This is a genomic window from Pseudomonas sp. FP198, from assembly GCF_030687895.1.
Lineage (GTDB): Bacteria > Pseudomonadota > Gammaproteobacteria > Pseudomonadales > Pseudomonadaceae > Aquipseudomonas.
In genome coordinates this window covers 755,227-778,455 of the sequence record NZ_CP117452.1, presented here as the reverse complement: position 1 = coordinate 778,455, position 23,229 = coordinate 755,227, and the positions used below count along the sequence as shown (strand labels likewise).

At 60.6% G+C, this 23,229-nt stretch carries 21 protein-coding genes and 4 pseudogenes; 18 read left to right on the top strand and 7 right to left on the bottom strand.

From position 1 onward, the window contains the following. Positions 1-52: 52 nt before the first annotated feature. The 4 genes from PSH78_RS03675 to PSH78_RS03660 all read right to left on the bottom strand — a co-directional run bounded on the left by PSH78_RS03675 (position 53) and on the right by PSH78_RS03660 (position 4,386). Positions 53-337, bottom strand: coding sequence for a YceK/YidQ family lipoprotein (locus PSH78_RS03675; protein ID WP_305498564.1), 285 nt, complete (start codon positions 335-337; stop codon positions 53-55). Beyond that, entirely contained in the window at positions 330-977 is a 648-nt protein-coding gene (gene ubiX / locus PSH78_RS03670) for a flavin prenyltransferase UbiX (RefSeq protein ID WP_305498563.1), read from the bottom strand. Before ubiX ends, PSH78_RS03675 begins: the two co-directional genes overlap by 8 nt. Continuing rightward, positions 974-2,323 (bottom strand): UDP-N-acetylmuramate:L-alanyl-gamma-D-glutamyl-meso-diaminopimelate ligase, encoded by a 1,350-nt coding sequence (gene mpl / locus PSH78_RS03665; RefSeq protein ID WP_305498562.1) that lies wholly within the window; start codon positions 2,321-2,323, stop codon positions 974-976. Before mpl ends, ubiX begins: the two co-directional genes overlap by 4 nt. Before the next feature lie 158 nt (positions 2,324-2,481). Continuing rightward, positions 2,482-4,386, bottom strand: coding sequence for a sigma-54-dependent Fis family transcriptional regulator (locus PSH78_RS03660; protein WP_305498561.1), 1,905 nt, complete (start codon positions 4,384-4,386; stop codon positions 2,482-2,484). Positions 4,387-4,857: 471 nt separating this feature from the next. On the opposite strand from PSH78_RS03660, the gene PSH78_RS03655 reads away from it, so the two are divergent. The 9 genes and pseudogenes from PSH78_RS03655 (at position 4,858) to PSH78_RS03615 (ending at position 14,464) form a co-directional block, all read left to right on the top strand. Then, a complete protein-coding gene (locus tag PSH78_RS03655) occupies positions 4,858-6,378 on the top strand; it encodes an aldehyde dehydrogenase family protein (protein WP_305498559.1) in 1,521 nt (506 codons plus the stop codon). Between the two features lie 237 nt (positions 6,379-6,615). Beyond that, a pseudogene (eat, locus tag PSH78_RS03650) lies at positions 6,616-8,065 on the top strand (ethanolamine permease). Between the two features lie 57 nt (positions 8,066-8,122). After that, positions 8,123-9,521, top strand: a pseudogene (locus PSH78_RS03645) (ethanolamine ammonia-lyase subunit EutB). An 11-nt stretch (positions 9,522-9,532) separates the two neighbouring features. Beyond that, a complete protein-coding gene (gene eutC, locus PSH78_RS03640) occupies positions 9,533-10,357 on the top strand; it encodes an ethanolamine ammonia-lyase subunit EutC (protein WP_305498558.1) in 825 nt (274 codons plus the stop codon). Between the two features lie 106 nt (positions 10,358-10,463). Continuing rightward, positions 10,464-10,925, top strand: coding sequence for an N-acetyltransferase (locus tag PSH78_RS03635; protein WP_186641436.1), 462 nt, complete (start codon positions 10,464-10,466; stop codon positions 10,923-10,925). A 343-nt stretch (positions 10,926-11,268) separates the two neighbouring features. Next, the gene (locus PSH78_RS03630) at positions 11,269-11,925 is read left to right on the top strand and encodes a DedA family protein (RefSeq protein ID WP_305498554.1); all 657 of its coding nucleotides are present in this window, start codon (positions 11,269-11,271) and stop codon (positions 11,923-11,925) included. Between the two features lie 6 nt (positions 11,926-11,931). Then, entirely contained in the window at positions 11,932-12,753 is an 822-nt protein-coding gene (locus PSH78_RS03625; protein ID WP_305498552.1) for a zinc-dependent peptidase, read from the top strand. A gap of 246 nt (positions 12,754-12,999) precedes the next feature. Next, positions 13,000-13,527: an inorganic diphosphatase gene (gene ppa / locus PSH78_RS03620; protein WP_024780093.1), complete on the top strand. Its 528-nt coding sequence runs from the start codon at positions 13,000-13,002 to the stop codon at positions 13,525-13,527. 205 nt (positions 13,528-13,732) lie between these two features. After that, on the top strand, positions 13,733-14,464 hold the full coding sequence (locus tag PSH78_RS03615; protein ID WP_305498549.1) for a helix-turn-helix transcriptional regulator: 732 nt from the start codon (positions 13,733-13,735) through the stop codon (positions 14,462-14,464). A gap of 350 nt (positions 14,465-14,814) precedes the next feature. Here PSH78_RS03615 and PSH78_RS26565 read toward each other — a convergent pair. Beyond that, positions 14,815-14,916, bottom strand: a pseudogene (locus PSH78_RS26565) (DUF6124 family protein); the annotation flags it as partial. Here PSH78_RS26565 and PSH78_RS03610 point away from each other — a divergent pair. The 3 genes and pseudogenes from PSH78_RS03610 to PSH78_RS03600 form a co-directional block, all read left to right on the top strand. After that, a pseudogene (locus tag PSH78_RS03610) lies at positions 14,914-15,795 on the top strand (RHS repeat-associated core domain-containing protein); the annotation flags it as partial. The pseudogenes PSH78_RS26565 and PSH78_RS03610 overlap by 3 nt on opposite strands. A gap of 299 nt (positions 15,796-16,094) precedes the next feature. Further along, a complete protein-coding gene (locus PSH78_RS03605) occupies positions 16,095-16,493 on the top strand; it encodes a hypothetical protein (protein WP_305498548.1) in 399 nt (132 codons plus the stop codon). A gap of 45 nt (positions 16,494-16,538) precedes the next feature. Continuing rightward, positions 16,539-16,937 (top strand): hypothetical protein, encoded by a 399-nt coding sequence (locus PSH78_RS03600; protein ID WP_305498546.1) that lies wholly within the window; start codon positions 16,539-16,541, stop codon positions 16,935-16,937. Positions 16,938-17,092: 155 nt separating this feature from the next. On the opposite strand, the gene PSH78_RS03595 is transcribed toward PSH78_RS03600, so the two are convergent. Continuing rightward, a complete protein-coding gene (locus PSH78_RS03595; RefSeq protein ID WP_305498544.1) occupies positions 17,093-17,404 on the bottom strand; it encodes a DUF6124 family protein in 312 nt (103 codons plus the stop codon). A gap of 35 nt (positions 17,405-17,439) precedes the next feature. Here PSH78_RS03595 and PSH78_RS03590 point away from each other — a divergent pair, with 35 nt between their 5' ends. After that, on the top strand, positions 17,440-17,817 hold the full coding sequence (locus tag PSH78_RS03590) for a hypothetical protein (protein ID WP_305498542.1): 378 nt from the start codon (positions 17,440-17,442) through the stop codon (positions 17,815-17,817). A 310-nt stretch (positions 17,818-18,127) separates the two neighbouring features. Then, on the top strand, positions 18,128-18,364 hold the full coding sequence (locus PSH78_RS03585; protein ID WP_305498540.1) for a hypothetical protein: 237 nt from the start codon (positions 18,128-18,130) through the stop codon (positions 18,362-18,364). Between the two features lie 12 nt (positions 18,365-18,376). Here the strand turns inward: PSH78_RS03585 and PSH78_RS03580 are convergent, their stop codons facing one another. Beyond that, positions 18,377-18,835 carry a GNAT family N-acetyltransferase gene (locus PSH78_RS03580; RefSeq protein ID WP_305498539.1) on the bottom strand — a complete coding sequence of 153 codons (459 nt, stop codon included), beginning with the start codon at positions 18,833-18,835 and terminating at the stop codon, positions 18,377-18,379. Between the two features lie 158 nt (positions 18,836-18,993). Between PSH78_RS03580 and PSH78_RS03575 the strand changes: the two genes are divergently transcribed. The 4 genes from PSH78_RS03575 to PSH78_RS03560 are packed head-to-tail and all read left to right on the top strand — an operon-like array spanning position 18,994 to position 23,182. Then, positions 18,994-19,617 (top strand): CDP-alcohol phosphatidyltransferase family protein, encoded by a 624-nt coding sequence (locus PSH78_RS03575; protein WP_305498538.1) that lies wholly within the window; start codon positions 18,994-18,996, stop codon positions 19,615-19,617. Positions 19,618-19,627: 10 nt separating this feature from the next. Beyond that, entirely contained in the window at positions 19,628-21,385 is a 1,758-nt protein-coding gene (locus PSH78_RS03570; RefSeq protein WP_305498537.1) for a bifunctional alpha/beta hydrolase/class I SAM-dependent methyltransferase, read from the top strand. Further along, a complete protein-coding gene (locus tag PSH78_RS03565) occupies positions 21,385-22,728 on the top strand; it encodes a phosphatase PAP2/dual specificity phosphatase family protein (protein ID WP_305498536.1) in 1,344 nt (447 codons plus the stop codon). Before PSH78_RS03570 ends, PSH78_RS03565 begins: the two co-directional genes overlap by 1 nt. Beyond that, positions 22,718-23,182, top strand: a complete 465-nt coding sequence (locus PSH78_RS03560) for a hypothetical protein (protein ID WP_305498535.1) — start codon at positions 22,718-22,720, stop codon at positions 23,180-23,182. Before PSH78_RS03565 ends, PSH78_RS03560 begins: the two co-directional genes overlap by 11 nt. Positions 23,183-23,229: the final 47 nt, after the last annotated feature.

Here is a 23,229-nt window from a genome sequence, read left to right as displayed (position 1 = left end):
GCCACAGATAAATCCCTCAGCACAGTTAGATTTTCTTAAGCCACGGTGGGTGCTACATCCCACCGGTCGCTTGAAACCCCACGCCAATCACCGTCAGCAACGACAACGGTAACAACAACGTATCCAGCAGCGCGCTCCCCGGCAGATCGAGGCCCGGATAGCTCGGCGCCTCGGCGCCAAAACGGTCCTTGGCGCAGCAACCGCCATTGAGCGCGTACATGTCCAGCCGCGTCCCCGCATACACCACCGGCGCTCCCGGCTTGGCGGCATCAAGGGTGCGCGCGGTGGCGCAACCGGTCAGTTGCACCACCAGCAACACCACCAACAGCTTATTCATCGCTCCCCGGATGATGCTCGCCCCAACGTGGCAGCATGTCTTGCGGGAGGTTCAGCAAGTTGAGGATCCGCGCGACCACAAAATCGATCAGGTCGTCGATGGTCTGCGGCTGATGGTAGAAGCCCGGCGAGGCCGGCAGGATGGTCACGCCCATGTTCGACAGCTTGAGCATGTGCTCCAGGTGAATGCTCGAATACGGCGCTTCCCGCGGCACCAGGATCAACTGGCGGCGCTCCTTGAGCGTGACGTCCGCCGCCCGCTCGATCAGGTTGTTGCAGGCCCCGGTGGCGATCGCCGACAGCGTACCGGTGGAACACGGCACCACCACCATCGCCGCCGGCGCGCCGGAGCCCGAAGCCACCGGTGACATCCAGTCTTCCTTGCCATACACACGGATCTGCCCTGCCGCCGCACCGGTGTACTCGGTGAGAAAGGCCTGCATCATCTGCGTCTTGGGTGGCAACGTCACGTCGGTCTCGGTGGCCATCACCAACTGCGCGGCCTTGGAGATGAGGAAGTGCACCTCGCGATCTTCACGCACCAGGCAATCGAGCAGGCGCAAGCCGTACTGGGCGCCGGAAGCGCCGGTCATTGCCAGCGTGATGCGTTCGGGGCCGTTGCTCTCCAAGCGAGTATTCATTTCAGTGCCTCGGCGAGTTTGCCGTGCAGGCCGCCGAAGCCGCCATTGCTCATGATCACCACATGGGTGCCGGGCTGGGCCTGGCTCTTCACGCGCTCGATGATGCCCTCCAGGGAATCGCTGACAATCGACGGCACCGTGCACAGCGCAGCCGTGGCGCCGAGGTCCCAGCCGAGGTTGGCCGGGGCGTACCAGATCACCTGATCGGCATCGACCACGCTTTCCGGCAGGCCGTCGCGGTGAGCGCCGAGCTTCATGGAATTGGAACGCGGCTCGATGATCGCAATCAGCGGCGCATCACCGATGCGCTTGCGCAGACCGTCGAGGGTGGTGGCAATAGCGGTCGGATGGTGGGCGAAGTCGTCATAGATGATGATGCCGTTCACCTCGGCGACTTTCTCCATCCGCCGTTTCACACTCTTGAACGCGCTCAACGCGGCGATGCCCATGGACGGCACCACCCCGACGTGCCGGGCCGCCGCCAGGGTCGCCAGGGCGTTGGCGACGTTGTGCTGGCCGGTCATGTCCCATTCGACCACGCCTTGGGACTGACCTTCAAACATGACTTCGAACGCCGAACCGTCATCCTTGAGCAGCTTGACCTGCCACTGCCCCCCCGCACCGGTAGTCTGCACCGGGGTCCAGCAGCCCATTTCAATAACGCGCTGCAGGGCCGGCTCGGTGGTCGGATGGATGACCAGGCCTTCACTTGGGATGGTCCGCACCAAATGGTGGAATTGGCGCTCGATGGCCGGCAGATCGGGGAAAATGTCAGCGTGGTCGAACTCAAGGTTGTTGAGGATCGCCGTGCGCGGACGGTAGTGGACGAATTTCGAGCGTTTATCGAAAAACGCGCTGTCGTATTCATCGGCCTCGATCACGAAGAATGGCGTGCCACCGAGGCGCGCCGACACCGAAAAATTCTGCGGCACGCCACCGATCAGGAAACCCGGGCTCATGCCCGCATGTTCCAGCACCCAGGCAAGCATGCTGCTGGTAGTGGTCTTGCCGTGGGTGCCGGCGACGGCCAGGACCCAGCGGCCCTGCAACACATGATCAGCCAGCCACTGCGGCCCCGACACGTATGGCAAGCCTTTGTTGAGTACGTATTCCACCGCCGGGTTGCCACGGGACATGGCGTTGCCGATGACCACCAGGTCCGGCGCCGGGTCCAGTTGCGCCGGGTCGTAGCCTTGGGTCAGCTCAATGCCCTGGGCCTCCAGCTGTGTGCTCATCGGCGGGTAGACGTTGGCGTCGGAGCCGGTCACATGATGGCCCAGTTCCTTGGCCAGGACCGCCATCGAACCCATGAAAGTGCCGCAAATACCGAGAATATGGATGTGCATAGTCGACCTCGTAAACATGGCCGCAGGTTAGCGTAGGGAGGGGGAAATCGCACCTTGTGTTTCGAACTTATCCGCGCCAGAACACCGCAGATTCCTGCTCGAGCACAGGTATTTGTGGCGAGGGAGCAAGCTCCCTCGCCACAAAAGCAGTCCGTAGCTCAGCGTGCAATCGCGTGTTTGCGCAGCTTGCGATAGAGGGTATTGCGGCTAATCCCCAGCTGTTCGGCGGTGTGGGTCATGTGCCAACGCTGACGTTCCAGCGCATCGAGCAACGCCAGGCGCTCGGCATCTTCCAACGGATGCTCGGTCGGGGTTTCGACCACCGCAACCGGGCGCTGGCGGATCATCGCCGGCAGATCTTCCAGCCCAACCCGCCCGCCGTCGCACAACGCCGCAAGAGTCCGCAGCACATTGCGCAACTGCCGCACGTTGCCCGGCCAGTCGAACGCCAGCAGCGCCTGGCGCGCCGGTTCATCGATGGACACCGTCTCGGCACCGCTCTCATCGGCCAGCAGGAAATCCAGCAACTGGGATTTGTCGCTGCGCTCGCGCAACGCCGGAAGTGGGATTTCCAGGCCGTTGAGGCGGTAGTACAAATCCTCACGAAAACTGCCGTCGGCCACACGGTCGAGTAATTGCCGGTGAGTCGCGCTGATGATGCGCACGTTCACCGCCTCGGGCTCGCCGCCGATGGGCACTACCTGGCGATCTTCCAGCACCCGTAGCAAACGGGTCTGCAAGGCCAGGGGCATATCGCCGATCTCATCGAGAAACAGCGTGCCACCGTCGGCCTGTTGCAGCTTGCCGCGCATGCCTTCCTTGCGCGCGCCGGTGAAGCTGCCGCCGCGATAACCGAACAGTTCGCTCTCGATCAGACTTTCCGGAATCGCCGCGCAATTGAGCGCGACGAAGTTTTTCCCGGCGCGCTGGCTGGCAAGGTGCACGGCCTTGGCAAACGCCTCCTTGCCGGAACCGGTTTCGCCCTGGATCAGCAGCGGCACATCGCGCTCGAACACTCGCAAAGCCTTGCGAAAATGTTCCTGCAACGCCGCGTCCCCCAGGCAGATGCCCGGCAGACGGGCGGGCTCGACAGACTTGAGCGCAGGCGCGACCGCAGCCGGCACGCTACGCGCTTGCCCACGCAAGACCGCGAACAAGTGCCGACCGTCACGGGTACGCAGCGGCCAACTGGCACTGGCCTGGGCGCTGGCCCGGCCCAGCAACTCATCCAGCGAACAGTCGAAGAAGTCCTCGACCCGCTGGCCGAGCAAGCCACCGCGAAGGTGTCCGAGCAGGTTCAGCGCGCTCTGGTTGACTGCACAGATGCGTCCTTCGCCGTCGAACGCCATGAGCCCCTCGCTGAACAACCCCACGGACTCGGCCTGCAGATGAAAGCGCAGCAGCCATTGATTGTCGAAACAACGGAGGAAATAACAGCTCTCGATCATCTTCGCCGAGAGGTTGACCAGGGCCATGGTGTGGAACTGGCTCTGGCGCGAAACGTCCGGCCGCGCCGAGGACACGTCGAGCACCGCCAGCAGCTCGCCATGAGGGTCGAACACCGGGCTCGCCGAGCAGGTCAGGCCGGTGTGGCGGCCGCGAAAATGTTCTTCCTGGTGGATGGTCAGGGCCTGGCGTTCCACCAGGCAGGTACCGATGCCGTTGGTGCCTTCACAGGCTTCGCTCCAGTCGGCGCCGAGCCAGAGACCGGCCCGTTCGAAAATCTTCCGTTCGCTGGGGGCGGTGACGCAATTGAGGATCACACCCCGGGCATCGGTCAACAGCACCGCATGGCCGGCGCCGGACAATTGCTGGTGCAAGCTGGTCATCTCGGTACCGGCGATATGCAGAACCTGCTGCAAGCGCTCGCGGCTTTCCAGCAACCGGCCATGCTCGAGCACGGTCGGCGCCAGGTTCTGCGCCGGGTCGAGGTGGTAGTCCTCAAGGCAGCGCAGCCAGGAGCGAGCAATCGACGGATCGCTGCCAGGCCCCTGCAAATGGGCCTTGCCCTGGGTGACCGTGAGGACTTGCCGGGCATGGCGACTCAAATGGTTGCTGTGCATTTCTTATTGTTCTCCCGAAGGGCCCTTTGGACCTGCCGACACCTTACCCGTGGCGAGGGAGCTTGCTCCCGCTGGGCTGCGCAGCAGCCCCAAAACCGGAGCACGCGGTGCATCAGGCTGACCGAGTTGGCTTTGGGGGGACCGCTTCGCGGTCCAGCGGGAGCAAGCTCCCTCGCCACGAAAAGCGGTCCGTCCATAGACTTGGCTTCGACGCCAGCATCCTCCAGCCCACCGACCTTTGCAATGCTGGTGCGACCTGCCAGTCACAGACTGTCTCAACCATGGCACAAACTGTCACACCCGCCGTATCGCAACCGTGACACAGCCCCTCCGTTTGTCCGACCAGCTCCTCCCAAAGTCTTGATTTCCGGGCCCCCGCAGGGCAATGGCCCGACCTTTGCTCTAGGCTTGAGTACCAGCGCGTTTTTTGCGCGGCTCCCTAATAAGCACAAAAGCCAAGGAGAACTCATCATGCGTTACGCTCACCCCGGTACTGAAGGCGCTATCGTTTCGTTCAAGGCCAAATACGGTAACTACATCGGCGGCGAGTTCGTCGCGCCTGTCAAAGGTCAGTACTTCACCAACACGTCCCCGGTCAATGGCCAGCCCATTGCCGAGTTCCCCCGTTCCACCGCCGAAGACATCGACAAAGCCCTGGACGCTGCCCACGCGGCCGCTGATGCCTGGGGCGCCACGTCAGTCCAGGCGCGTTCGCTGATCCTGCTGAAAATCGCCGACCGCATCGAACAGAACCTCGAAACCCTGGCGATCACCGAATCCTGGGACAACGGCAAGGCGGTGCGTGAAACCCTCAACGCCGACATCCCCCTGGCCGCCGACCACTTCCGCTACTTCGCCGGTTGCCTGCGGGCCCAGGAAGGCGCCGCCGCCGAGATCGACGGCAACACCGTGGCCTATCACATCCATGAGCCGCTGGGCGTGGTCGGGCAGATCATCCCGTGGAACTTCCCGCTGCTGATGGCCGCCTGGAAACTCGCGCCGGCCCTGGCCGCCGGCAACTGCGTGGTGCTCAAGCCTGCGGAGCAGACCCCGCTGGGCATTTGCGTGCTGATGGAATTGATCGGCGACCTGCTGCCGCCGGGTGTACTGAACGTGGTGCAAGGCTTCGGCAAGGAAGCCGGCGAAGCGCTCGCTACCAGCAAACGCATCGCCAAGATCGCCTTCACCGGCTCGACACCGGTCGGCTCGCACATCATGAAATGCGCCGCCGAAAACATCATCCCGTCCACCGTGGAACTGGGCGGCAAGTCGCCGAATATCTTCTTCGAAGACATCATGCAAGCCGAGCCGAGCTTCATCGAGAAAGCCGCCGAGGGCCTGGTGCTGGCGTTCTTCAACCAGGGTGAAGTCTGCACCTGCCCATCCCGGGCGCTGGTGCAAGAGTCGATCTACGACGAATTCATGCAAGTGGTGATGAAGAAGATCCAGCAGATCAAGCGCGGCGACCCGCTGGACACCGACACCATGGTCGGCGCCCAGGCGTCCGAGCAGCAATTCGACAAGATCCTGTCTTACCTGGAAATCGCCCGGGGCGAAGGCGCCGAGCTGCTGACCGGCGGCAAGGTGGAAAAACTCGAAGGCAACCTGGCCAGCGGTTATTACATCCAGCCGACCCTGCTCAAGGGCACCAACAAGATGCGCGTGTTCCAGGAAGAGATCTTCGGCCCGGTGGTAAGCATCACCACCTTCAAGGACGAAGCCGAAGCCCTGGCGATCGCCAACGACACCGAGTTCGGCCTCGGCGCCGGCCTCTGGACCCGCGACATCAACCGCGCCTACCGCATGGGCCGGGCAATCAAGGCCGGGCGCGTCTGGACCAACTGCTACCACCTGTACCCGGCGCATGCCGCGTTTGGCGGCTACAAGAAGTCCGGCGTCGGGCGTGAGACGCACAAGATGATGCTCGATCATTACCAGCAGACCAAGAACCTGCTGGTGAGCTACGACATCAATCCGCTGGGGTTCTTCTAAGCCAGAGCGGGCGAGGCAGGCTTTCCCGCTTCGCCCTCTGGATTGCTTTCGCGAGCAGGCTCGCTCCCACAGGGATCTGTGGATGACTCTGGCTTCCAGGGTTGAAGCAGTTCCACTGTGGGAGCGAGCCTGCTCGCGAAGGCGGCGGTACATCCAGCACAGCTACAACCGAATCACCGCCTCATGAGCAAGCCCGCTTTCACTGGGCCAAAGAACAATAAAAACAGGTAAACCCTTATGCCAAGCGATCATGCAAACCCGCAACCGGCAACGTCCTCGGTCGACTTTGAAAAAGTCGGCTCCGAATATTTCCAACAACGCGAGCTGAAAAAAGGCGCGGCAGGCTGGGTCCTGCTCGTGGGGGCTGGGGGTGGCGTATGTCATCTCCGGTGACTATGCCGGCTGGAACTTCGGCCTGGCCCAGGGCGGCTGGGGCGGAATGTTCCTGGCCACGCTGCTGATGGCCGCGATGTACCTGTGCATGTGTTTTTCCCTCGCCGAACTGTCCTCGATGATCCCTACCGCTGGCGGCGGCTACGGCTTTGCCCGCAGCGCATTCGGGCCTTGGGGCGGATTTCTCACCGGCACGGCGATTCTCATCGAATACGCCATCGCCCCGGCGGCGATTGCCGTATTCATCGGTGCTTATTGCCAATCGCTGTTCGGGATTGGCGGCTGGATGATCTACCTGGCGTTCTACATCATCTTCATCGCCATCCACATATTCGGGGTCGGCGAAGCCCTCAAGCTGATGTTCATCATTACTGCTGTCGCCGCCTTGGCGCTGGGGGTTTTCCTGGTGGCAATGGTGCCGCACTTCAATGTCGCCAACCTGCTGGACATCCCGGTCACCGAAGCCAAGGGCGCCAGCCCGTTCCTGCCCTTCGGCTACGTCGGCGTCTGGGCGGCGATTCCTTACGCGATCTGGTTTTTCCTCGCCGTCGAGGGCGTGCCACTGGCCGCAGAAGAAACCAAGAACCCCAAGCGCGACCTGCCGCGCGGCTTGATTGGCGCCATGCTGGTGCTGGTGGCGTTCGCCCTGCTGATCCTGGTGATCGGCCCTGGCGGCGCGGGCTCCAATGCGCTGATGGCGTCCGGCAACCCGCTGGTCGAAGCCCTGGCCAAGGCCTATGGCGGCTCAACCTGGATGGGCAGCTTCGTCAACCTCGTCGGCCTGGCTGGTCTGATCGCCAGTTTCTTCTCGATCATCTACGCCTACTCGCGGCAGATCTTCGCCTTGTCCCGCGCCGGCTACCTGCCGCGCAAACTCTCGGAAACCAATAAGAGCAAGGCACCGGTACTGGCGCTGGTGATTCCCGGCATCATCGGTTTCGGCCTGTCCTTGACTGGCCAGGGCGACCTGCTGATTCTGGTGGCGGTGTTCGGCGCGACCATTTCCTACGTGCTGATGATGGCCGCGCACATCACCCTGCGCATCCGCCGCCCCAAAATGGACCGGCCATACCGCACGCCGGGCGGCATCTTCACCTCGGGCGTGGCGCTGGTATTGGCTTGCATCGCCGTAGTGGCGGGCTTCCTCGTGGACCCACGAGTGGTGATCGGCGCCGCGATCATCTATGGAGTGTTAATTGCTTACTTTGCTTTCTACAGTCGGCATCACTTGGTAGCAGGCACGCCCGAAGAGGAATTCGCGGCCATTCAAAAAGCCGAAGAAGCCCTGCACTAAGCCGTAACGTGCCGAAAACCACGGCGCCGCCCAGCGGCGCCGTCACGGAGAACCTGTATGGCCAGCTTTGCACACACGGTCGGCGCCCAGACCTACCGCTTCGACAGCCTCAAAGACCTGATGGCCAAGGCCAGCCCGGCGCGTTCCGGGGACTTCCTGGCCGAGATCGCCGCGCTCAATGATGGCGAGCGGGTCGCCGCGCAGATGGCCTTGGCCGACTTGCCACTCAGCCACTTCCTGCAGGAAATGCTGATTCCCTACGAGGCCGACGAAGTCACCCGGCTGATCGTCGACACCCATGACAAACAAGCCTTCGCCGCCGTCAGCCACCTCACGGTCGGCGGCTTTCGCGACTGGCTGCTCAGCGACGCCGCCGACGAACACAGCCTTCGGGCGCTGGCCCCCGGCCTGACGCCAGAGATGGTCGCTGCAGTCTCGAAGATCATGCGCGTGCAGGACCTGGTACTGGTGGCGCAGAAAATCCGCGTGGTCACCCAATTCCGCGGCACCCTTGGCCTGCGCGGGCGCCTGTCCACTCGCCTGCAACCGAACCATCCGACCGACGAACGAACCCGCCGGCATCGCCGCGAGCATCCTCGACGGCCTGCTCTTCGGCAATGGTGACGCCATGATCGGCATCAACCCGGCCACCGACAGCACAGCCTCGATCTGCGCGATGCTGGAAATGCTCGACGCCATCATCCAGCGCTACGACATCCCGACCCAAGGCTGCGTGCTGACTCACGTCACCACCTCCATCGAGGCGGCGAACCGCGGCGTGCCGCTGGACCTGGTGTTCCAGTCCATCGCCGGCACCGAAGCGGCGAACGCGAGTTTCGGCATCAGCCTGAGCCTGTTAAAAGAAGGCTACGACGCCGGGCTCAGCCTGAAGCGCGGTACCCTCGGCAACAACCTGATGTATTTCGAAACCGGCCAGGGCAGCGCGCTGTCGGCCAACGCCCACCACGGCGTCGATCAACAGACCTGCGAGACCCGGGCCTACGCCGTGGCGCGCCATTTCAACCCGTTCCTGGTGAACACGGTGGTAGGCTTCATCGGTCCGGAATACCTGTACAACGGCAAACAGATCATCCGCGCCGGCCTCGAAGACCATTTCTGCGGCAAGCTCCTGGGCGTGCCGATGGGTTGCGACATCTGCTACACCAACCACGCCGAAGCCGACCAGGACGACATGGACACCCTGCTGACCCTGCTGGGCGTGGCCGGGATCAACTTCATCATGGGCATCCCCGGCTCCGACGACATCATGCTCAACTACCAGACTACCTCGTTCCACGATGCCCTCTACGCCCGCCAGACCCTGGGCCTGAAACCGGCGCCGGAATTCGAGCAATGGCTGGCCAACATGGGCATCTTCACCCAGGCCGATGGTCGGGTGCGGTTCGGTGACAACCTGCCGCCGGCGTTTCGTCACGCCTTGGCGCATTTGGGATAAGGAAACTGCCCATGGATAAAAACCCCGTCGATTCGCAAAACCCCTGGCTGAATCTGCGCAACCTGACGCCGGCGCGCATTGCCTTGGGCCGCACCGGCACCAGCCTGCCGACCTCGGCGCAACTGGATTTCCAGTTCGCCCACGCCCAGGCCCGCGACGCCGTGCATCTGGCGTTCGATCACCAGGGCATCCGCGCACAACTCACAGAGCGCGGCCGCGAAAGCCTGCTGCTCCACAGCGCGGCGGCCGATCGAAACAGCTATCTGCAGCGTCCGGACCTGGGCCGACGGCTCGACGATGCTTCCGTACAAATCTTGCAGGACTACGCGGCGGCCCATCCGGGCGGCGTGGATTTGGCTATCGTAGTGGCTGACGGCCTGTCGGCGCTGGCGGTGCATCGCCATACGCTGCCGTTCCTGGCGCGGCTGGAAGAACAGATCGCCGCTGAAGGCTGGTCTGTGTCGCCAATCGTTTTGGTAGAACAAGGCCGGGTGGCCGTGGCCGATGAAGTGGCGCAGCGGCTCGGCGCCAAGATGTCGGTGATCCTGATCGGCGAACGCCCTGGCCTCAGCTCCCCCGACAGCCTGGGACTTTATTTCACCTACGCCCCCAAGGTCGGCCTGACCGACGCCTATCGCAACTGCATCTCCAACGTCCGCCTCGAAGGCCTGAGCTACGGCATGGCGGCCCATCGCCTGATCTACCTGATGCGCGAGGCCTGTCGCCGGCAGCTTTCGGGGGTCAATCTGAAGGACGAAGCCCAGGTACACACTCTAGAGGCGGAAAACGGTGCCGATATGAAAGGTAATTTCCTACTGGCGCCGCCCCCAAGCTGATCCGTTTGGCCAATTGCGTTTTTGATCCGCTTTCAGGCAGCATCCTGGCACGGTAGTCCGCCGTTGTTGTCGGACGCCATGTCGACCCTTGCAGACGAGACCTACCATGCGGATTATCCAAGCGACGCTGGAACACCTGGACCTGCTGACCCCATTGTTCGTCAAATACCGGGAGTTCTATGGCTCGCTGCCCTACCCGGACTCGTCCCGGGCCTTCCTGGAAAAACGCCTGCGCCGTAAGGAATCGGTGATCTACCTGGCCCTGCCGGATGACGATGACAGCCGGTTGCTGGGGTTCTGCCAGCTCTACCCAAGCTACTCGTCGCTGTCCCTCAAGCGCGTCTGGATCCTCAACGACATCTACGTCGCCGAAGACGCCCGCCGCCAACTCGTCGCCGACAACCTGATCCGCACCGCAAAAAAAATGGCCAAGGAAACCAACGCCGTGCGCATGCGCGTCTCCACCAGCAGCAACAACGACGTGGCGCAGAAAACCTACGAATCGATCGGCTTCAAGGAAGACACCGAGTTCAAGAACTACGTATTGCCGATCAGCGAAGGGCTTTGATCCCATCCCTGCGAGATCCCCCCGTGGCGAGGGGATTTATCCCCGCTGGAGCGCGAAGCGGTCCCGATAGCGGCAACTCGGTTAACCTGGTGACCGCGTGCTCAGGTTTTGGGGCTGCCGCGCAACCCAGCGGGGATAAATCCCCTCGCCACAGGAATTCAATCTTGCCGAAGGATGTTCGCCAGTCTCCAAATCCCCAGCTACAAACTCCCCCCGCTCACCACCCTCCACCCCGTATAATTCCGATCTTCCCGATTTGTAAGAAAAAACTGCACACGCTGTAGTCTTACTCCAAGCCAGCCCCACCAGCCCGCCGAGCCGGGCCGCCACCAAGGTGTCATTCATGGATTTCAACCCCCTCGACCTCATTCTGCATCTCGACGTCTACCTCGACATGCTGGTGACCAACTACGGGACGTGGATCTACGCTATCCTGTTCCTGGTGATCTTCTGTGAAACCGGCCTGGTGGTGATGCCGTTCCTGCCGGGCGACTCCCTGTTGTTCATCGCCGGCGCGGTGGCAGCCGGTGGCGCCATGGACCCGCTGCTGCTCGGAGGGCTGTTGATGCTCGCGGCGATCCTCGGCGACAGCACCAACTACCTCATCGGTCGCACCGCCGGCGAGAAGCTGTTCAGCAACCCGAACTCGAAAATCTTCCGCCGCGACTATCTGCAACAGACCCACGACTTCTACGACAAACACGGCGGCAAGACCGTAACCCTGGCGCGCTTCCTGCCCATCATCCGCACCTTCGCGCCCTTCGTCGCCGGCGTCGGCAGAATGCCCTACCCACGTTTCTTTGGCTTCAGCGTGCTCGGCACCGTGCTCTGGGTCGGTGGCCTGGTGACCCTCGGCTACTTCTTCGGCAACGTGCCCTTCATCAAGCAGAACCTGTCGCTGCTGGTAGTGGGCATCATCCTGCTGTCGCTGCTGCCGATGATCATCGGCCTGGTACGCAGCAAAATGAGCCAGCGCGGCTCAAAAGCCGAGACGCGCTGATCGGCCATGTGGTCTCTCAGCACCTGGCGTCGCCGCCGCACCCTGGCCAAACACCCCGTTGCCGACGAAACCTGGCAGCGGGTGCGTCATCAACTGAGCTTTCTCGACGGTATCAGTGCCGAAGAAGATCGATGGCTGCGTGACGCCAGCGTGCTGTTCCTGCACGACAAACACCTCACCGCCCTGCCCGGCGTCGAACTGCACCAGGAACAACGCCTGTTGCTTGCCGCCCAGGCGCAATTGCCGCTGATGCACCTGGGCGAGTTGAACTGGTACCAGGGCTTTCATGAAATCGTCCTCTACCCAGACGACTTCCTCAGTCCCCAGCGCTACCGCGACGCCAGCGGCATCGAGCACGAATGGGACGGCGAACACAGCGGCGAAGCCTGGCCCCAAGGCCCGATCATCCTGGCCTGGGATGGCGTGATGGCGAGCGGCGGCTGGGAAGGCTACAACCTGGTGATCCACGAACTGGCGCACAAACTCGACATGCTCAACGGCGACGCCAACGGCCTGCCGCCGCTGCACGCCGACATGCGCGTCAGCGACTGGGCGCAAGCCATGCAAGAGGCCTTCGACGACCTCAACCGCCAACTGGACCTGAACCCCGACGCAGAAACCGCCATCGATCCCTACGCGGCGGAAAACCCGGCGGAGTTCTTCGCCGTCACCAGCGAATACTTCTTCAGCGCCCCGGACCTGCTGCATCAGGCCTACCCAAAGGTCTACGAACAGCTCAAGGCGTTCTACCGCCAGGACCCGTTGGCCCGGCTGCGGCAACTTCAGGCCGAAGATCCGGTCTATCAGGCGTCATACCAAGGTCTCTAGGGTTTGTACGAAAAGTCGCCGAGCGGCGATCAGGCAAGGCGAAAACAGGCGAGGAAGCGGAGTTGACTGGTTGTCAATGAGCATTCCGAGCCTGTTTTCAACGCAGCATGATCGTCGCGCAGGCACTTTTCGTACAAAGCCTAAGACCCTGGTAGCGTGGCATCAGCGGCCGAATATGCCTATAATCGCCGCCACTTTTTGGTCAATCCGACCAGTCATCTGGTCAACTAACGGGGGCACCGCCCAATGAGCTACAGCAAGATTCCGGCTGGCAAAGACCTGCCGAACGACATCTACGTCGCGATCGAAATCCCGGCCAACCACGCCCCGATCAAATACGAAATCGACAAAGACAGCGACTGCCTGTTCGTTGACCGTTTCATGGCCACCCCGATGTTCTACCCGGCCAACTACGGTTACATCCCCAACACCCTGGCCGACGACGGCGACCCCCTCGACGTGCTGGTCGTGACCCCTTACCCGGTTGCCCCAGGCTCGGTCATCCGCGCCCGTCCTGTCGGCATCCTGAACATGACCGACGACGGCGGCGGCGATGCCAAAGTCATCGCAGTACCACACGACAAACTGTCGCAACTGTATGTCGACGTGAAGGAATACACCGACCTGCCCGCCCTGCTGATCCAGCAGATCGAACACTTCTTCGAGAACTACAAAGACCTCGAAAAAGGCAAGTGGGTCAAGATCGAAGGCTGGGCCGGCGCCGACGCCGCCCGCGAAGCGATCACCAAGTCGGTTGCCGCCTACAAGGGCTGAAACTGCAAGTAAAAGAACCCCGGTATGCACCGGGGTTTTTTTATGCCTTAATGCCGCTTAATACGTGAAAGTATTAACATGGCCGCGCAATTGTTTATTTATGTTTAACTTGCCTAGTTCCATTCAGGCAAACGGAAAGATCATCTTATAAATCGGAACGACATGTTTATTGCTGAAAACACAGTCGGCCCTAAACTTTCCGTTTATGAAAATCATATCCAGCGGCGATCGCTTCAGAGCCCTTCTCAAAGAAGCCAACATCCGATCTGTCGACTTCGCCAGGCTTTACGGCGTGAAGTCGCAGCACGTAAACAACTGGTTCAACCGCGGCATCCCGCCGGGGCGCATCCACAACATTGCCCGCATGCTGACCGTCAGCCCGGAATGGCTCGCCAGCGGTAAAGGCCCGCAAACCCCGTTGGGACTCGGCCCAGGCATTACCTACGACGCCGCAGAAACCCAGGGCATCTACAGCGTGCCGGAAACCCTCGACATTGAACTGCCCTTCCACAAGGAAGCGCCCATCGCCCCCGGCGAAACCACAACCCACATCATCGAAGATCCCGACCAATCCATCCGCCTGCCCCGCAGCCACCTCGACTCACTCGACATCAACCCCAACGACGTCATCTGTATCACCATGGTCGGCGACAGCATGGCCGAACGCATCGAAGACGGCTCCACCGTCGCCATCGACCGCGGCCTGACCCAAGTCGTCGACGGCCAGATCTACGCCCTCGAACACGACGGCATGCTCCGTATCAAATACCTGCACCGCATCCCCGGCAACCGACTACGCCTGCGCAGCCAGAACAGCGCCGCCTACCCCGACGAAGTCTTCAGCGCCGAACAGATCGAAGCCCAGAACATCCGCGTGATCGGCTGGGTCTTCTGGTGGTCCACCCTCTCGAAAAAACGACCGCAGGTGTTCGACTGATCCACCCAAGAGCAGGGGCTGTGGCCACAGTCTTTGTGGTGAGGGGATTTATCCCCGCTGGGCTGCAAAGCAGCCCCCTGCTTTCTACCAGACTCCCCCGCTAACCCAATGATTCCACACCAATTACCACTGGGATTCCGAAGCAAACCCGCGTATCCTGCGCCCCACATTTGCGAGCCCAAGCCTCGCACCGACAAGGCAGATCACTTTCTGACCAAGTCCCACAGCCGGCCGCAAGAGCCGGATGTACGTTTTGAAGGCTGGTAAGGTTTGTCAAAAACGAGCTGAATCAGTCAACGAGAAGCCGGCCATAAGCCGGCTTTTTATTGTCTGAGATCTTTAGCCCCGCCCTACCTCATCTCAACAACATCCAATGCCCGATTCGCCAACAATTCACTCAGTTCAATCAACTGCAAGATCCCCAACGCGACATGCCGTCGCGAACCTTCGACTACGCCCACAGCCAGCCCCCCGAGCACTTTTCCCACGACCCGGCCGGCAACCTGCTGCTGCACGACCGCCCCGGCCCGACCACCCTCAAGGGCAACCGCCTGCTGATGGAGGGCGACCGCCACTACGACTACGACGCCTACGGCAACCTGATCCGCGAGCGCTGCGGCAAAGCCCAGTGCCTGGTCACCGAATACCGCTACGACAGCCAGCACCGCCTGATCGGCCTCACCACCCCGGACGGTAACGAAACGTCCTACCGCTACGACGCCTTCGGCCGACGCATCGAAAAGACCGTGGACGGCCAGACCACCGAATTCATCTGGCAAGGCGACCAGCTCATCGCCGAAAGCAGCGACCATCATTACCAAAGCTACGTCTACGAGCCCGGCACCTTCCGTCCCCTCGCCCTGCTCCAAGGCCAAGGTCCAAAAAACGCCACGCCGTTCTACTACCACAACGACCACCTCGGCACCCCGCAGGAACTGACCAGCCACCAGGGCGAAATCGTCTGGGCGGCGCGTTACACCGGCTACGGCAAACTCAGCAAACTCGCCCACGGCACCGGCAAACAACTGACCCAACCGCTGCGTTTCCAAGGCCAGTACCACGACTTGGAAAGCGGCCTGCATTACAACCGGCATCGCTACTACAATCCGGACACGGGGCGGTACCTGACGGCGGATCCGAGCAAGCTGGCGGGTGGGCTCAATGGGTATCGGTACACCCTGAACCCGACGGGGTGGGTGGATCCGTTGGGGTTGGAAGGTTGCCCGGGAGATGGATGTAAGAAGCCGGCGGTTGGCGAGCAGGATCCGGCGGCGAAGGTCGGGGTGGATGAGGGAGAGCCACCACCTCCGGCACCACCAAAACCAGACAAATGGAGTCGAGATCCTAGAAGTATTCAGGATCAGATGACATTACAGGCCGCAAAAGAACATCGCGGAAGAAGAATCATAGAAGAGCTTGACGATCCAAAATTCAAAGGAATGGAGAAATGGGAACTAAAGACAAAATCCAATAACAGAAATGATTCCGTAGTGCATTACGTTCGGGACCCGAGCACAGACGAACTAATGGATTTTAAATTCAAAAAGCATAGCAATGACGACATAAAGCCTTGGGGCAATGACCCATCAGTACCACCCGGAGATATCAAGAAATGAAAGTTAGATGCATAGTGAATAATTTAAACAGCGACAAGCTCTCACCAGAAACACTCACACGCCTAAAACGCTACATATCTTTCCCGGATGGCGAACTGGATTTGGAAATAGGAAAAGAGTATGTCGTCTACGGCATTGAATTTTGGGATAATTGCCCGTGGCTATATCTATGCCCCGACGATTACGATGAATACCCAATCCCCGTTGCTGCAGATTTTTTCGAGATCATTGACAAACGTCTCTCAAACCACTGGCAGCTTAATTCAAAAGAAGTTAGCAATAGCAAGAATCAGACTCAATTGGTTTTTTCAGAATGGGCGACTGATGAATCATTTTACGAAAACCTTATCTCGGGCGAAAAATACGCCGAGGTCGTTTTCGAAAAGTATAGAAAAATTATGGACGCAGAGTAGCCAGGACAGTTTCCTAATGCGCACTTCCGCTAGGCAACCCATAAAATGATCATCAAAAAAATAACTATTGAGATTAACGGAAAGATCAATCACGCAATTTTTGAATGCGCCAGAAAAAATATAGCCCTGACAGTAAAAATCCCGGGCGAGCCAGAGAAAACATTCACAGACCTTGACTTCTACATGTGCCTTGGCAAGGTAAGACAATATTTCCCCAACGTTAAATTCCTATGCAAGGGTTCAAAAATCAACGTATACCCTTCGCGTATGTGCTCGCAAATGGCCAGCGGATTAGTGGCTTACGAGGTTTCCTGGGGCAAAGCCGCAGGCAGGGAGAACATAGTCCAGATTTTTGATTACGAGGACAAGGATCTAGTCGCCGATATTGAAACTCAGTTTGATTATCACAAGCGCTGGATGCTATCTGTAGGCAAAGATTTGTGACACCTATGTTAGACATATGATAACTCAGCGTTCACGCTGCGATAGCGTGACAAGGTCCTATAAAATTTCCCGCGTTCATCGTGAAACCTCAATCGTGGAATTGAAGCCGCGTAAAAGATCTTGCTAAGAAGACCTTTTACGCGTGACGCCTTCTTCTACCTCACCTCAACAATATCCAACGCCCGATTCGCCAACAATTCACTCACTTCAATCACCTGCAAAATCCCCAGCGCAATATGTCGCCTTGATCCATCCAGATCAAACGCCAAATCGCTGATCATTGCATTAGCCGAAGCCAAGTTCTCACTCAGATTCGCAAGCAAACACCCAGAATTAACGTCGGGATCAATCCGAAAAATGGAGTCAGTCTTGTCAGACGGTTCTCCCTTAGGCTTGGGCTTCAGGTAGTAATCCAACGCCCGCGTAGCAGTGGGAAAAGGGGACGGATTTATTTTTAATAAATCCACCCCATTCGCCCCAAAAGGCAAGACAATAAAACCTTATGAATAAAGAAACCAAAGTAAAAATCCTTGCGATGGATGACATGGTGGAAGATTGCGTGACCCTGCATACCTGCGGAGTCACTGTGGAGTGCTTTGTCAACTATTGCGCATACATCGTAGCCGTGGGCGAGACGTACTTGGCGGAACTGACAATTGACTATTCCGACCCCATTCAAATTGAATTAGCGCCTGAAACCAATGCATTGCTTGAGAAAAACGGGGATGGTTTCGGCTACTATTTGTATGGAGCATTAGAAGTAGGGACCTTTAGGACCTTCACCGTTTTTTCGGATGAAGACATTCATTTTGACTATCCAGAGGTGGCAGGGTGTTTTGTGAAAATCAAGGTAGATAGGATCAACGTTAGTTTCTTGTAATCATTACAAAACAGACACGCTGCAAAATTGTTATTCGTCTGGTTGCAGGTAGAGGCGCAAGGCGTTGCCGGCAAGATGTTAAGGCTGCGGATTTATGACACATGAGCTTATTGCCGATGGTGTCAGGTCAATTGGATGGGCTTGGCTCATACACCGCCATCGCGAGCAAGCTCGCTCCCACAAGGGATCGCCTAAAGGCCGGGGCCGTGTTTCGGGCCGGTTATCGCGTTGTGCTGTGCAAAAACGGAACCCAATCCCAACGCGCCCCTCAATCCCCATAGAGACCACGTATCACTCGGAGCGCCCCGTCATGAACCACCCCACCCTGACCTTCGCCCAACTCCACCCCGGCGATCGCTTCACCTTGCCCGCCGATCACCGCCTGTTCACCAAGCTCACCGACAACTCCGCCCGTGAGCACAGCGTGCATTCGATCAATCTGAAAGAGGAAGGCTTCGGCTACACCGAAGACCCCATCGAAACGCTGTCCGGGGATGCCCCGGTCGAGTACGTCCCGGTCGGCGGGCCGTTGCGTGCTGGGGGCTAGCGCTTATAGAGATCATAAACACCGGGCCATGAGCCATTGCTCCTTGCCCCAAGCCTCGAAGCGCTCCAGCACTTCCCAGCCCAGCCTGGCGTAATAATCCCGTTGGCTGTGGGTGTGCAGGAACAAGGTGGTAAAGCCTGCCTCTTTCGCATGGCTACAGATGCCGTCGATCAACAGCTCCGCGAGCCCTCTGCGACGGGCATTCGGGCTGGTGAATACGCAGGCAAGCCAAGGGCCGAGGTCGGGGCGATCAGGCAGATCGTCACCCGCCAGCGAGGCGCCGCCCAACAACTGGTCGTGCTCCAGGGCGATCAGGCATTTCCAGCGGCCATCGTGTTGCCCCGCTGCAAACTCTTCCTGCCAACTGGCGAGCGATTGCTGCGCAAATTCATAGCTGAACTCCAGATGAAGCCACTCGGCCATCAGGTTGCACTTATCCATGTGGTTAATGAGCCAATCCACTCGCAGCATTTCAACAGTCCTTTTGTAGTCGGTTTTCCAGCGCAAACACCCGCGCAGATGCCTACCCGCGCGCATTCCCAGTAAATACCCACCTGTAAGGCCTCAACCTATCGTAATCTCGCATCTGCACAAGCACAGCCCCGAGTCCGGCCGAGATCCCATTTCAAATGCCTTCCATTTATCAACTCAAACCCGCCTTCCAGAATTTGCTTCGCCCCACCGTCCAACGTCTTTACAACAAGGGTGTCACCGCCAACCAGGTCACGCTCCTGGCGGGTGCTGTGTCGGTGTTGGTGGGGGCGGTGATCGCGTGGTTCGCCAGTCATCCGTGGGTTTTTATCCTGGTGCCTGTGTGGATGTTCCTGCGCATGGCCTTGAACGCGGTGGATGGCATGCTGGCGCGGGAGTTTGGCCAGCAATCGAATCTGGGCGCGTACCTCAATGAGCTATGCGATATCATCGCCGACGCTGCCTTGATCCTGCCTTTTGCCCTGTTTGCCGATACCAGCCTGTTGCTCGTGTTGTTGGTCACGCTGTTGGCGTTGTTCAGCGAATACGCCGGCGTGCTGGGGGCGATGGTCGGGGCTTCGCGGCGTTATGACGGGCCGATGGGCAAGAGTGATCGCGCCTTCGTGTTTGGCGTGCTCGCGACCGGTATTGCCCTGGGTTGGCTCGGGGCGCTGTGGGTTGATGGTGTGATGGCGGTGGTTGCCGCCCTGCTGGTTTATACCTTGGTCAATCGGGTCCGTCATGGCCTGCGCCAGGTGTCGGAAAACGCTCCCTCAGCATAAGGAAGTTGCAATGCGCGAAGCCCAGGAACTGACGTTCACCACCCACGATGGCGTGGAGTTGTTCTACCGGCACTGGCCGGCTGTCGAGGCCGCGACGGGTGAACCCCGTCAGGCTGTGTTGTTGTTTCACCGCGGCCATGAACACTCCGGGCGCATCGCGCATCTGGTGGATGAGCTGGATCTGCCCGGGTTCGAGTTCTTCGCCTGGGACGCACGCGGCCACGGCCAGTCGCCTGGCGAACGCGGCGACAGTCCGAGTTTTGCCACCAGCGCGCGTGATGTGCAGACCTTTTGTGACCACATCGGCGCGACGCACCAGATCGACGAACAGAACATCGCCGTGGTGGCGCAAAGCGTCGGTGCGGTGATCGCATCCACCTGGGTCCACGATTACGCACCACGCATCCGTTCGCTGGTGCTGGCGTCGCCGGCCTTCAAGGTCAAGCTCTACGTGCCGTTTGCCCGTCCGGGCCTGGCGCTGATGCGCAAGTTTCGTGGCAACTTCTTCGTCAACAGCTACGTCAAGGCGAAGTTCCTCAGTCATGACCCGGAGCGGGTGGCGTCCTACGACAGCGATCCGCTGATCACCAAGGCCATTTCGGTGAATGTGCTACTGGGCCTGTACGAAGCGGCCGACCGGGTTGTCGCCGACGCGCAGGCAATCCAGGTGCCGACGCAGCTGTTGATCTCCGGTTCCGATTTCGTGGTGCATCGCAAACCCCAGGAGCAGTTCTTCGAGCGACTGGGCAGCCTGCACAAGGAAAAACACATCCTGCCGGGTTTCTTCCACGACACCCTCGGCGAGAAAAACCGTGCGCCGGCGATTGCCAGTGCCCGACGTTTTATCCTGCAAAACTTTGCCCGACCGCTGGACCGCCCCTCCCTGCTGGACGCCGATCGCCTGGGCGTGACCTGCGCCGAAGCCGAAACCCTGGCCACACCGCTGCCCCACAACTCGTTGCGCGACCTTTACTGGCGCATGACCCGCGCCAGCATGCGGTTTGGCAGCAAGTTGTCCGCCGGGGTGAAGCTGGGCTTCGACACCGGGTTCGACTCCGGCAGTACCCTGGATTACGTCTATCGCAACCGCCCCACCGGCACGTCGGCGCTGGGCAAGATGATCGACCAGAACTACCTGAACTCCATCGGCTGGCGTGGCATTCGCCAACGCAAGTTGCACGTCGAAGAGTTGCTGCGCCTGGCGATGGGCAAATTGCGCGAGCAGGACCGCGAAGTGCGCATCGTCGACATCGCCGCCGGACACGGCCGTTACATTCTCGAGGCGCTGCAAGGCGTCAGCCCGTTGCCGGAGTCGATCCTGCTGCGCGACTACAGCGACATCAACGTGCGCGACGGCAGTGCGCTGATCGTTGAAAAAGGTTTGGGCGATATCGCTCGATTCGTCAAAGGCGATGCCTTCGACCGTCAGGATCTCGCCGCCCTGGAACCCAAGCCGACCCTCGCCGTGGTGTCGGGCCTGTATGAGTTGTTCGCCGATAACCAGATGGTCGCTGGCTCTCTGGCCGGCCTGGCCGAAGCGGTCGAACCCGGTGGTTTCCTGGTCTACACCGGTCAGCCGTGGCACCCGCAGCTGGAATTGATCGCCCGCGCCCTGACCAGCCACCGTGCCGGCCAAGCCTGGGTGATGCGTCGGCGCACGCAAGCGGAAATGGACCAATTGGTTGAGGCGGCGGGTTTCCGCAAGATCACCCTGCGGGTCGATGAGTGGGGCATCTTCAGCGTTTCGCTGGCTCAGCGAGTCCAGTAATGAGCGCGGTCATTGTTCCGGTCCGCGAGCCCGCGCTGCTGAAACCGGCGGTGCTCTGGCTGCTGTTGCTGGCGCCGCTGTTCTTCAGCACCTACGGCTTCGCCACCTGGGTCACGTCCCAGCGCGACGACGTCGGCACGCTGGTGTTCGCTTGGGAAAGCCACATGCCGTTCCTGGCCTGGACCATCGTGCCGTACTGGTCGATCGACTTGTTGTACGGCCTGTCCCTGCTGCTCCCCAACAGCCGCGACGAACTCAAGCGCCACGCCCTGCGCCTGCTCACGGCCCAGGTGATTGCCGTCAGTTGCTTCCTGCTCTGGCCGCTGACGTTCACCTTTGCGCGGCCGGAAATGGACGGGGTGTTCGGCTGGATGTTCGACGTGCTGGCCGGCTTCGACAAGCCGTTCAACCAGGCGCCGTCCCTGCACATCGCGCTGCTGGTGGTGCTCTGGGTCTGCTATCAACGTCACCTGCAAGGCTTCTGGCGCTGGTTGATGCACGGCTGGTTCGCCTTGATTGGCGTGTCGGTATTGACCACTTACCAACACCATTTTGTCGACGTCCCCACCGGTGCGTTGGCCGGTTGGTTGTGCGTCTGGCTGTGGCCGCTGGACCGACCGAGCCCACTGCGAAGTGCACGCCTGACGCGCGACCCGGCGCGCCTGCGCCTGGCCTTGCGTTATGGCCTCGGCGCCGCAGTGCTCTTCACGTTGGCGTTCGCCTTCGGCGGCGCGTGGCTCTGGCTGATCTGGCCGGCGGTCGCGGTGCTCATGGTGGCGTTGAATTACCTGGCGTTCGGCGCCAGCGGGTTCCAGAAGCGTGAAGATGGCCGGCTGAGCCCGGCGGTGCGCTGGTTGCTGGCGCCCTATCTGGCGGCGGCGTGGATCAATTCCCGCGTGTGGACGCGCAAACATCCGCAGCCGGATCAGGTGGCGGATGACGTATGGCTCGGGCGGATTCCTACGTCGGCAGAACTGCGGAACACCCCGTTCAACGCCGTGCTCGACCTGTGCGCGGAACTGTCCATGGACAGCTCAGCCATCGCCTATCGCACCTTGCCGGTTCTCGACCTCAGCGCACCGACCGCCGAACAATGCCTGAGCGCCGCGCAGACCATCGAACACCTGCGCCAGCACGGGCCGGTACTGGTCTGCTGCGCCTTGGGTTATTCGCGTAGCGCCACCGTCGTGGCGGCGTGGTTGCTGCACAGCGGTCGGGCCGACAGTGTCGAGGCGGCCATCGCCCGGATCCGCCGTGCGCGCCCGGGTGTCGTATTGCACCCGGTCCATCGCCAGGCGCTGGAGCAAATGACCACTGGTTCGGGGAGTCGCCATGAGCAGTGACATGGAACTGCACACCGTGGCGAGCCTGCTGCGACGCGGTCATTCGCTGGACCAGCTCTCCACCGGCCTGACCTTGCTGGCGGCGCTGATCGGCCTGGGCCAATGGCTGGTGGGCAGCGTCGACCCATGGCTGCTGTTGCTGAGCTTCGGCGTGTTCGTCCTCGGCTTGCAGGAAAAATATCTGGCGTTTCGCGTGGCGTTCGATGCCGATCTGTTTCAGATCGTCGCGGATGCCGACAAGCCGCTGACCGAACGTACCCAGGCGCTGGACGCCGCCCTCGCCAACCTCGGCCTGCAACCGGTCGAGCGTGGCGGGCGGTCATGGCCCGAGCGCAGCCACGGTTCCATGCGCCTGCTTCGCCGCCAAGCCTTGCTGGTGGCTACGCAAGCGGTGCTGACGGTGAGCTTCGTATTGGCGAGCCCCTGGCTGGTCTACTCGGGTCTGGGTGTTTAAAAACAGCAGGTGAATGGCTTTTGTGGCGAGGGTTTGTCAGCTATAGA

Bases quoted from the DNA above. Each gene is read 5' to 3' on its own strand.
- ubiX (WP_305498563.1), bottom strand. From the start codon at position 977: ATGAATACTCGCTTGGAGAGCAACGGCCCCGAACGCATCACGCTGGCA.
- PSH78_RS03590 (WP_305498542.1), top strand. From the start codon at position 17,440: ATGAATAAAGAAACCAAAGTAAAAATCCTTGCGATGGATGACATGGTG.
- PSH78_RS03675 (WP_305498564.1), bottom strand. From the start codon at position 337: ATGAATAAGCTGTTGGTGGTGTTGCTGGTGGTGCAACTGACCGGTTGC.
- PSH78_RS03600 (WP_305498546.1), top strand. From the start codon at position 16,539: ATGATCATCAAAAAAATAACTATTGAGATTAACGGAAAGATCAATCAC.
- PSH78_RS03625 (WP_305498552.1), top strand. From the start codon at position 11,932: ATGTGGTCTCTCAGCACCTGGCGTCGCCGCCGCACCCTGGCCAAACAC.
- PSH78_RS03580 (WP_305498539.1), bottom strand. From the start codon at position 18,835: ATGCTGCGAGTGGATTGGCTCATTAACCACATGGATAAGTGCAACCTG.
- PSH78_RS03660 (WP_305498561.1), bottom strand. From the start codon at position 4,386: ATGCACAGCAACCATTTGAGTCGCCATGCCCGGCAAGTCCTCACGGTC.
- PSH78_RS03565 (WP_305498536.1), top strand. From the start codon at position 21,385: ATGAGCGCGGTCATTGTTCCGGTCCGCGAGCCCGCGCTGCTGAAACCG.
- PSH78_RS03575 (WP_305498538.1), top strand. From the start codon at position 18,994: ATGCCTTCCATTTATCAACTCAAACCCGCCTTCCAGAATTTGCTTCGC.
- PSH78_RS03570 (WP_305498537.1), top strand. From the start codon at position 19,628: ATGCGCGAAGCCCAGGAACTGACGTTCACCACCCACGATGGCGTGGAG.
- ppa (WP_024780093.1), top strand. From the start codon at position 13,000: ATGAGCTACAGCAAGATTCCGGCTGGCAAAGACCTGCCGAACGACATC.
- PSH78_RS03635 (WP_186641436.1), top strand. From the start codon at position 10,464: ATGCGGATTATCCAAGCGACGCTGGAACACCTGGACCTGCTGACCCCA.
- PSH78_RS03560 (WP_305498535.1), top strand. From the start codon at position 22,718: ATGAGCAGTGACATGGAACTGCACACCGTGGCGAGCCTGCTGCGACGC.
- PSH78_RS03585 (WP_305498540.1), top strand. From the start codon at position 18,128: ATGAACCACCCCACCCTGACCTTCGCCCAACTCCACCCCGGCGATCGC.
- PSH78_RS03630 (WP_305498554.1), top strand. From the start codon at position 11,269: ATGGATTTCAACCCCCTCGACCTCATTCTGCATCTCGACGTCTACCTC.
- eutC (WP_305498558.1), top strand. From the start codon at position 9,533: ATGGATAAAAACCCCGTCGATTCGCAAAACCCCTGGCTGAATCTGCGC.
- PSH78_RS03615 (WP_305498549.1), top strand. From the start codon at position 13,733: ATGAAAATCATATCCAGCGGCGATCGCTTCAGAGCCCTTCTCAAAGAA.
- mpl (WP_305498562.1), bottom strand. From the start codon at position 2,323: ATGCACATCCATATTCTCGGTATTTGCGGCACTTTCATGGGTTCGATG.
- PSH78_RS03655 (WP_305498559.1), top strand. From the start codon at position 4,858: ATGCGTTACGCTCACCCCGGTACTGAAGGCGCTATCGTTTCGTTCAAG.